9 protein-coding genes are annotated in these 8,776 nt (G+C 67.1%); 4 read left to right on the top strand and 5 right to left on the bottom strand.

The window, feature by feature from the left end:
* Window positions 1-318, bottom strand: a 318-nt coding sequence (locus tag Q8M88_RS13255) for an Ada metal-binding domain-containing protein (RefSeq protein WP_305597630.1), incomplete at its 3' end; no start/stop codon positions are given.
* A gap of 247 nt (window positions 319-565) precedes the next feature.
* Here Q8M88_RS13255 and cysD point away from each other — a divergent pair.
* Genes cysD through Q8M88_RS13240 form a run of 3 tightly spaced genes read left to right on the top strand, consistent with a single transcriptional unit; the run spans window position 566 to window position 3,827 of the window.
* Window positions 566-1,525, top strand: coding sequence for a sulfate adenylyltransferase subunit CysD (gene cysD / locus Q8M88_RS13250; protein ID WP_305597628.1), 960 nt, complete (start codon window positions 566-568; stop codon window positions 1,523-1,525).
* Window positions 1,525-3,429, top strand: a complete 1,905-nt coding sequence (gene cysN, locus Q8M88_RS13245; RefSeq protein WP_305597627.1) for a sulfate adenylyltransferase subunit CysN — start codon at window positions 1,525-1,527, stop codon at window positions 3,427-3,429. Before cysD ends, cysN begins: the two co-directional genes overlap by 1 nt.
* A gap of 41 nt (window positions 3,430-3,470) precedes the next feature.
* Window positions 3,471-3,827, top strand: coding sequence for a DUF423 domain-containing protein (locus tag Q8M88_RS13240; RefSeq protein ID WP_305597626.1), 357 nt, complete (start codon window positions 3,471-3,473; stop codon window positions 3,825-3,827).
* Here Q8M88_RS13240 and Q8M88_RS13235 read toward each other — a convergent pair.
* A complete protein-coding gene (locus tag Q8M88_RS13235) occupies window positions 3,824-3,967 on the bottom strand; it encodes a hypothetical protein (RefSeq protein WP_305597625.1) in 144 nt (47 codons plus the stop codon). The genes Q8M88_RS13240 and Q8M88_RS13235 overlap by 4 nt on opposite strands.
* A 106-nt stretch (window positions 3,968-4,073) precedes the next feature.
* Here Q8M88_RS13235 and pip point away from each other — a divergent pair, with 106 nt between their 5' ends.
* Window positions 4,074-5,093 carry a prolyl aminopeptidase gene (gene pip, locus Q8M88_RS13230; RefSeq protein WP_305597624.1) on the top strand — a complete coding sequence of 340 codons (1,020 nt, stop codon included), beginning with the start codon at window positions 4,074-4,076 and terminating at the stop codon, window positions 5,091-5,093.
* Here the strand turns inward: pip and rodA are convergent.
* Genes rodA through Q8M88_RS13215 form a run of 3 tightly spaced genes read right to left on the bottom strand, consistent with a single transcriptional unit; the run spans window position 5,090 to window position 8,748 of the window.
* Complete coding sequence (gene rodA, locus Q8M88_RS13225) at window positions 5,090-6,244, bottom strand: rod shape-determining protein RodA (protein WP_305597623.1); 1,155 nt, start codon at window positions 6,242-6,244, stop codon at window positions 5,090-5,092. The genes pip and rodA overlap by 4 nt on opposite strands.
* On the bottom strand, window positions 6,241-8,223 hold the full coding sequence (mrdA, locus tag Q8M88_RS13220; RefSeq protein WP_305597622.1) for a penicillin-binding protein 2: 1,983 nt from the start codon (window positions 8,221-8,223) through the stop codon (window positions 6,241-6,243). The genes rodA and mrdA overlap by 4 nt, the downstream gene beginning before the upstream one ends.
* Window positions 8,224-8,235: 12 nt before the next feature.
* On the bottom strand, window positions 8,236-8,748 hold the full coding sequence (locus Q8M88_RS13215; RefSeq protein ID WP_305597629.1) for a hypothetical protein: 513 nt from the start codon (window positions 8,746-8,748) through the stop codon (window positions 8,236-8,238).
* Window positions 8,749-8,776 lie beyond the last annotated feature (28 nt).

The raw sequence follows: 8,776 nt of genomic DNA, 5'->3' as shown, positions 1-8,776 counted from the left end.
GAGGGCGTCGACGTCGCCGCCGTCGAGCGCGCCCGCCTCGATCAGCGCCAGTGCGCGAGACACGGTGTTCGACGTTCCGCGCCAGGCGCCCAGGTCCGGCGCCGCATCAGGCCGGCAACGCAGGCAGGGCCGGAACCCCGCCTCTTGGGCCGCGGCGGCGGTCGGGACATAGATCACATTCTCACGCTTGGCCGTGCGAGCCGGGCAGATCGGCCGGCAGTAGATGCCGGTCGTCTTGACCCCGCCGAACACCCGCCCGTCGAAGCGCGGGTCGCGCGTGACGAAGGCTCGATGATAAGCTTCTGTCTGCATATCCATCATCGCAGGATGGGTCGCGGATCGGCGCATGTCTCGCGGTTTTCGGACGTTATGACGTCACAACTCGCGGTTTTCGGTCACGATGTGGTCTATCTATTCATCGCCGACCGCATGGCCGGCGGCTTGCGCTTGACCCTCACGTCCACTAAGTCACCGGCCAAGGGCCAGTCCGTGCGCAGCATGCTTTGCTGCGGCGGATTTTTTTCATTTTTCGGCGTCTCCGCCCCCATCCGTGCAAGGATCGCTCTTGATCGACGCCCGCGCCGCGCCACCGGCCGCCATTCCTGTAACGCCGCTCCCCGGTCAGGCAGCACTCACGCATCTGCAGCGTCTGGAAGCTGAAAGCATCCACATCATGCGCGAGGTGGTCGCTGAGTGCGAAAACCCGGTCATGCTGTATTCGGTCGGCAAAGATTCGGCCGTGATGCTGCATCTGGCCGCGAAGGCCTTCTATCCCTCGAAGCCGCCGTTCCCGCTGCTGCATGTCGACACCACCTGGAAGTTCCAGGCCATGTACGAGATGCGCGAGCGCATGGCCCGCGAACTCGGCTTCGAGCTGCTGGTCCACAAGAATCCCGAGGCCGAGGCTCGCGGCATCAATCCGTTCGACCACGGCTCGGCCCTGCACACCGACATCTGGAAGACCGAGGGCCTGAAGCAGGCGCTCGACAAGTACGGCTTCGACGCGGCGTTCGGCGGCGCACGCCGCGACGAGGAGAAGTCCCGAGCCAAGGAGCGCATCTTCTCGTTCCGCTCCGCCCAGCACCGCTGGGACCCCAAGAACCAACGGCCCGAGCTGTGGAAGCTCTACAACGCGCGCAAAAATCCCGGCGAGTCGGTCCGCGTGTTCCCGATCTCCAACTGGACCGAGCTCGACATCTGGCAATATATCTACCTGGAGAAGATCCCCATCGTGCCGCTGTACTTCTCCGCCGTTCGTCCGGTGGTCGAGCGGGACGGTGCGCTGATCATGGTCGACGACGACCGCATGCGCCTGGAGCCCGGCGAGGTTCCGATGATGAAGAGCGTGCGGTTCCGCACCCTCGGCTGCTATCCGCTCACCGGCGCTGTCGAGAGCACGGCCGCGACGTTGCCCGAAATCATCCAGGAGATGCTGCTCACCACCACGTCTGAGCGCCAGGGTCGCAAGATCGACCACGACCAGTCCGCCTCGATGGAGAAGAAGAAGCAGGAAGGCTACTTCTGATGGCTCACCAGAGCGACCTGATCGCCCAGGACATCGACGCCTACCTCAAGGCCCACGAGGTCAAGAGCCTGCTGCGGTTCCTGACCTGCGGCTCCGTCGACGACGGCAAGTCGACGCTGATCGGCCGCCTGCTCTACGACTCGAAAATGATCTTCGAGGATCAGCTCGCCGCGCTCGAGGCCGATTCCAAGAAGGTCGGCACCCAGGGCGGCGAGATCGACTTCGCCCTGCTGGTCGACGGCCTCGCCGCCGAGCGCGAGCAAGGCATCACCATCGACGTCGCCTATCGCTTCTTCGCCACCGACAAGCGCAAGTTCATCGTCGCCGACACGCCGGGCCACGAGCAATACACGCGCAACATGGTCACCGGCGCTTCGACCGCCGACGCCGCCGTGATCCTCATCGACGCACGCCGCGGCGTGCTCACCCAGACGCGCCGCCACAGCTACCTCGTCAGCCTGCTCGGCATCCGCCACGTGGTGCTGGCGATCAACAAGATGGATCTGGTCGACTGGTCCAAGGACCGCTTCGACGAGATCCTCGCCGAGTACCGCGGCTTCGCCGAGCAGATCGGCATCAAGGACTTCACCGCCATCCCGATGTCCGCCCTGCGCGGCGACAACATCACCGAGCCCAGCCCCAACAGTCCCTGGCACCAGGGACCGACGTTGATGAGCCACCTGGAGACCATCGAGGTCGAGGACTATCTGCGCGCCGATCCGTTCCGCATGCCGGTGCAGTGGGTGAACCGGCCGAACCTGGACTTCCGCGGCTTCTCCGGCTTCGTCGCCTCCGGCTCCGTCGCGCCCGGCGACCGGCTGAAGGTGCTGCCCTCGGGTCGCGAAAGCACGGTCGCGCGCATCGTCACCCAGGACGGCGACTTGCCCCGCGCGGTGGCCGGCCAATCGATCACCATCACCCTGGCCGACGAGATCGACGTCAGCCGCGGCGACATTCTGGCCCATGCCGAGGCCGCCCCCGCCGTCGCCGACCAGTTCGAAGCGACGCTGGTGTGGATGGACGACGACGCGATGCTGCCGGGCCGGCCCTATCTGATGAAACTCGGCGCGCGCACCGTCGGCGCCAGCGTCAGCGAGCCGAAGTGGAAGGTCAACGTCAACACGATGGAGCACCTCGCCGCCAAGCGGCTGGAGCTCAATGAAATCGGCGTCTGCAACCTCTCGCTCGACGCGCCGATCGCCTTCGACCCCTATTCCGAGAACCACGACCTCGGCGGCTTCATCCTGGTTGATCGGCTGTCAAACCGCACGGTCGGCGCGGGCATGCTGCACTTCGCACTGCGTCGCAGCCAGAACATCCACTGGCAGGCGCTGTCGGTAGACAAGGCGGCGCGCGCTTCCCAGAAAAGCCAGCAGGCCCGCGTCGTGTGGTTCACCGGCCTCTCCGGCGCCGGCAAGTCGACGATCGCCGACCTGGTCGAGAAGCGCCTGCACGCCAACGGCCGCCACACCTATCTGCTGGACGGCGACAACGTCCGTCACGGCCTCAACAAGGACCTCGGCTTCACCGACGCCGATCGCGTCGAGAACATCCGCCGCGTGGCCGAGATCGCTCGCCTGATGGTCGACGCCGGCCTGATCGTGCTGGTGTCCTTCATCTCGCCGTTCCGCGCAGAGCGACGGATGGCCCGCGAACTCGTCGGTGAAAGCGAGTTCATGGAGGTGTTCGTCGACACCCCCCTCGCACTCGCCGAGGAGCGCGACGTCAAGGGCCTCTACAAGAAGGCGCGCGCCGGCGAGCTCAAGAACTTCACCGGCATCGATTCGCCCTACGAGCCGCCAGAGAACCCCGAGATCCGCATCGACACCACGGCTATGACGCCCGAGGAGGCCGCCGAGTTCATCGCCTTCCGCCTTGATGGCGGCTTCGATCCCGGCATCTGACCTGAGGCCCTGACGCGATGGCCTGGAACCGGCGAGTATGGATGACCCTCGCGGCCCTGGTCGGATTCCTGTCGGTGGCTTTCGGCGCCTTCGCCGCCCACGGCGTCGCCGAACCTTACGCTAGGGGCTTGCTGGAGACCGGCTCGCGCTACGCCTTCATGCACGCCATGGCCACCGTCGCCTGCGCCGTCTTTATCGAACTGGGCGCCGTCCGGGCCCGCCACGCGCCGGCGCTGTTCCTGCCTGGTGTGGTGATCTTCTCCGGCTCGCTCTTCGCCATGGCGTTCGGCGCACCGCGGTGGCTGGGGGCGGTCACGCCGTTGGGCGGGCTTCTGTTCCTCGGCGGCTGGGCGGTGCTCGCCTGGTCCGCCGCCGCGATCGATCGCCCTCGCGCCTAAGCCGCTTCAGCAACGCCAGGGTGCGCAAGGCCATACCGGCTCACCAACGCCAGGAAGATCACCAGCGCCATCGGTCGCGCCGACGTTGGAGACGCCGCCACCAGGCGTTCGGTTGCGATCGCCCCGCTGCTCGTGATCATGCTTGTGTTCTCGCCGTATCCGCTGTGCGAAGAAGCCGTCCGATCGTCCGCGCCTTTGCGGCCGGCTCGCGCGTTCAACGAGCTACCCGCGACTGGATCGCCCTGTATGTCCCGAAGTAAGCTGAGCGCGATTGAACGGAGGCTCTTCCCGCCGGTGGTCGCTTCGCAAGCCTCCCGACGCAGCCTGTTCCGCGACAACGCCCCATTCGACTATGGGTGGCTGCCGACGGGCGGCCCGCACGAGATCTTCTACGAGCAGTGCGGCAAGCGGGACGGCAAGCCGTGCATCATCCTCCATGGCGGCCCGGGCGGCGCCATCAACCCCACCATGCGCCGGTTCTTCGATCCCGACCGCTGGCGAATGGTGCTGTTCGACCAGCGCGGCTGCGGACGCTCGCGACCCAACGCCAGCCTGGACGACAACACCACCTGGTCGCTGATCGAAGACATCGAGCGCCTGCGCATTCACCTGGGCGTCGAGAAATGGGCGGTGTTCGGCGGCTCCTGGGGCTCCACGCTGGCGCTCGCCTACGCCATCAAGCACCCGGACCGTGTCGAGTCGCTGATCCTACGCGGCGTCTTCCTGCTCACCGAGCGCGAGTTGCGATGGTTCTATCAGGAGGGGGCCTCGATGCTGTTCCCGGACGCCTGGGAGAGCTTCTGTGCGCCCATCCCGGAAGACGAGCGTGGCGATATGATCGGCGCCTACCATCGCCGCCTCACCGATCCCGACCGGCGCGTTCAGGCGCAGGCGGCTTCCGCCTGGAGCCAGTGGGAAGGCGACACCATCTCGATCCGCGGACCGGAGGCGCGTCCGTCCAAGTTCAACGAGGTCGACTTCGCCATCGCCTTCGCCCGCATCGAATGCCACTTCTTCGCCAACCGGGGCTTCTTCGCCGAGGACGGCTGGTTGCTGAAGAACATCGCCGCCATCCGCGGCACCCCTGGCTGGATCGTCCAGGGCCGCTTCGACGTGGTGACGCCGATGGACGCCGCCTGGCGGCTCTGCAACGCCTGGCCGGAGGCGCGCTTCGAGGTGGTCTGGGATGCGGGCCACGCCTCGACCGAACCTGGCGTGATAGACGCTCTGGTCCGCGCAACCGACCAAGCCTACTCAGTTACCTAGAGCAGCGCGCCCTTGCCGCTGGTGACTTCCGAGTATCGGTGCACGCGCACAGCCTGCACCAGGCCGAAGCCGATCATCACCGTCAGCAGCACGGTGCCGCCATACGACAACAACGGCATCGGCACGCCCACAACCGGGGCCATGCCCATCACCATCGCCCCGTTGATCAGCACATAGAGCGTGAACGTCGCTGTCACCCCAGCCGCCCCTAGTCGCCCGAAGTGGCTGTGGCCGACGTACGAGGTGCGGAGCGCCATGAAGATCACCGCCGCATAGAGCGCCAGCACCGTCACGCAGCCGACGAAGCCGAATTCCTCCGCCAGTGTCGCGAAGATGAAGTCGGTCTGCTTCTCAGGCAGGAAGTTGAGCTGGCTCTGCGAGCCCAGTCCGTAGCCCTTGCCCAGCAGGCCGCCGGACCCCAGCGCGATCTTCGACTGCAGGATGTGGTAGCCCGATCCGGACGGATCGCTCTCGGGGTTCAGGAAGGTCAGCACCCGCTTCCGCTGATAGTCGTGCAGCACGAACATCACCAGCGGCGGGATGGCCATTGCGGCGGCGACCACGCCGGCCAGGATCACCCGCCACGATAGTCCGGCCATGATCACCACCGCGACGCCGGTGAGCGCGATCAGCATGGCGGTGCCGAGGTCCGGCTGGTGCATCACCAGCGCAACCGGAACCGCGATCAGAATCGCCGGGATCAGCAGCCACCAGGAAAGGTGCGCGTTCTTGCCCGACAGGCCGTGATAGAAGCGCGCCAGAGCCAGCACGATGCCGATCTTCATGATCTCTGACGGCTGCAGGCGAACGAAGCCCAGGTTCAGCCACCGCTGCGCGCCCATCGACACGTCGCCGACGGCCTCCACCGCCACCAGCAGCACCAGGCCCAGTCCATAGATCGGATAGGCCAGCGCAAACCAGACCCGCAGGTCGACGAGCGCCAGCACGACCATCAGTGCGAAGCAAAGCCCGAAGCGGATCAGGTGCTTGGCCGCCCAAGGCTCCCACGACGATCCGGCTATCGAGAACAGCATCAACGCCCCGGCGCCGGCGATCAGGCACAGCACCAGGCAGAAAAACCAGTCGATCTCGCTCAGCTTGACGACCAGGCGGTCGCGTTCGCCGGGCCGGGTCAGGGCGCTGACGGTCATGCGGGTCGCTCCGATGGCGGCACGATCGTGGGTTCGCCGGGCGCCTCGCCCTCGCCGTCCCATTCATGCGGCATGGCCGGCATCGGCAGCGGCTGCTCGATGCGCGCCCGCAGCTCAGGATCCTTCAGCAGCACCACCCGCATGATCTCGCGCGCCTTGGGCGCGGCCACCGCCGCCCCGCCGCCGCCGGCCGTGCCGTGCTGCACCAGCACCGACATCGCATAGCGCGGCGCATCGAACGGCGCGAAGGCCACGAACCACGCATGGTCGCGCAGCCGCCAGGCGATGCCGGCGTTGCCGCGACCGCCCGACCCATAGCTCCGCGCCTGGGCCGTGCCGGTCTTGCCCGCCATCTTGATCTCGCCCAGGCCGAGCTGGCTGGCGCGATAGGCGGTGCCGGTGACGTCGTTGGCCACCGCCGCCATCCCGCCGCGCACCATGTCCAGGTGCTCCTGGCTGAACGGCAGGTCGGGCGCCTCCGCCCCGCTCGGCGTCTCCACCCCTCCGATGGAGCGGATCAGGCGTGGATTCAGCGCCTTGCGTCCGTTCGCCAACCTGGCGGTCATCACCGCAAGCTGCAGCGGATTGACCGCCAGCGCCCCCTGCCCGATCGCATAGCTCGGCGTCTCGCCGGGCCACCAGCGTTGGAGTTCAGGTTTGCGGAAGTATTTCTTCTTCCAGGCCGTCGACGGCACGATCCCCTTCTTCTGGCCAGGGATGCCGATGTCGAACGCCTGGCCGAATCCGAACGCCTGCGCCACCTGGGCGATGCGGTCCGGGCCGGTGCGCAGCGACATCTGGTAGAAGTAGACGTCGCAGGAGTTCTTGATCGCGTTGTGGAGGTTCTGCGGGCCGTGGCCGCCACGCTTCCAGCACGCCCAGGATCGACCGCCGAACCGCCAGCTCCCGCCGCACACCACGCGCTCCTCGGGATCGATTCCGGCTTCCAGCGCCGCCAGCGCGGTCATCATCTTGAAGGTCGACCCCGGCGGGTAGGTCCCCGACATCGCCTTGTCCAGCAGTGGCCGCCGCTCGTAGTTGGCCAGCGCCCGGTACTCCACGCCCGTCAGCCCCCGCACGAAGCGGTTCGCATCGAAGCTTGGCGTCGAGACCATGCACAGCAGGTCGCCGGTGCGGCAGTCGATCACCACGGCGGCGCCGGCCTCTTCGCCGAACACCTCCAGCGCGCGGTTCTGCACATCCGCGTCCAGCGTCAGCTGGATCTGCTTGCCGGCGGTGGCTGGAATGTCGCCTTCTGGGTCCTGACGCACTTCGCGACCGTTGGCGTCGACCTCGACCTTGCGCGCGCCGGGCTTGCCGCGGAGTTCCTGGTCGAAGGCGCTCTCCACCCCCTGGCGGCCGATCCGGAAGCCCGGGTGCAGCAGGATGGGGTCGGAGTTCGGCCCCGTGGCCGTCAGGTCCTCGCGGTTCACCTTGGCCACATAGCCGATCACGTGGGCGAAGGCGCCGCCGTGGGGATAGACCCGCACCTCGCCCATGTCGGCGGTGACGCCGCGCAGCTCCGGCGCACGAACATTGATCGCCGAGAACTGGTCCCAGCTCATGTCCTCGATCACCGAGACCGGCACCCGGCGCGGCGTGCGCGCGATTTCCTTCACCAGCCGTTCCTGACGCGCCGCGTCCAGCGGTACGAAATTCGCCAGCACCTTCAGCGTCGCCTGAGCGTCCAACTGCTCGTCGCGCGCCACCAGCAGGCGGAAGTTCGGCCGGTTGGACGCCAGCACCACGCCGTTGCGATCGACGATCAGACCGCGCGGCGGCGGGGTGAGCCGGAAGTTGAACTGGTTGGACGCCGACAGCTTCTCATAACGCTCGGCTTGCGAGATCTGGAGGTAGGCCAGCCGCCCGCCAAGGGCCAACAGGCTCACGCCCGCGAACCCGCCCATGAGGAACGCACGCCGGTGGAACGCGCCCTGCTTTTCGTTGACCTCGGCGAAGAAGATCGATGGCTGGCTCATGGCCGGCGCCCCTTAGCGGAACCGGACATCGGCGTCCTCGAATCTGTCGATCAACCGGTTGGCTAACGGGTAGAGCACGATTGTGGCGAGGAATTGCCAACCCACCGCCACCAGGCTCGGATAGGTTTGGGTCTTCACCGCGCTGATCAGGTAGCCCGCACCGAACGCCAGCGCCGTCACACTGGCATACCAGAACAGCATCATAGGCTGGCTCTGCCCGACCATCATGTTGCGCGCCGCCAGCACCACGCCATAGGCGACCAGCAGCGACACAGCCCACAAACCCGTCGGCCCGCCCCAGAAGGCGTCGAGGAACAGGCCCAGCAACAACACGGCGAACGGCGCCAGGATCGAGGGGCGGATCATCGCCCAGGCGAACACTGGCCACATGGCGAACACCGGCTCTGGCGGCTGCAGCCCGAACACCTTCAGCGACACCGCGAACAGGATGGTCAGGGCCATGCATTGCAGCATCGGCGCGCCGATCCACTCCCACGGGGCGAGCACGCGGGCCTGGCCGCTCATTCGGCAGGCGCCGGGGCGGGCGGCGACG

This window comes from Phenylobacterium sp., from assembly GCF_030693805.1.
In the GTDB taxonomy this organism is placed as follows: Bacteria; Pseudomonadota; Alphaproteobacteria; order Caulobacterales; family Caulobacteraceae; genus Phenylobacterium.
This window is presented reverse-complemented; position numbering and strand designations above follow the sequence as displayed.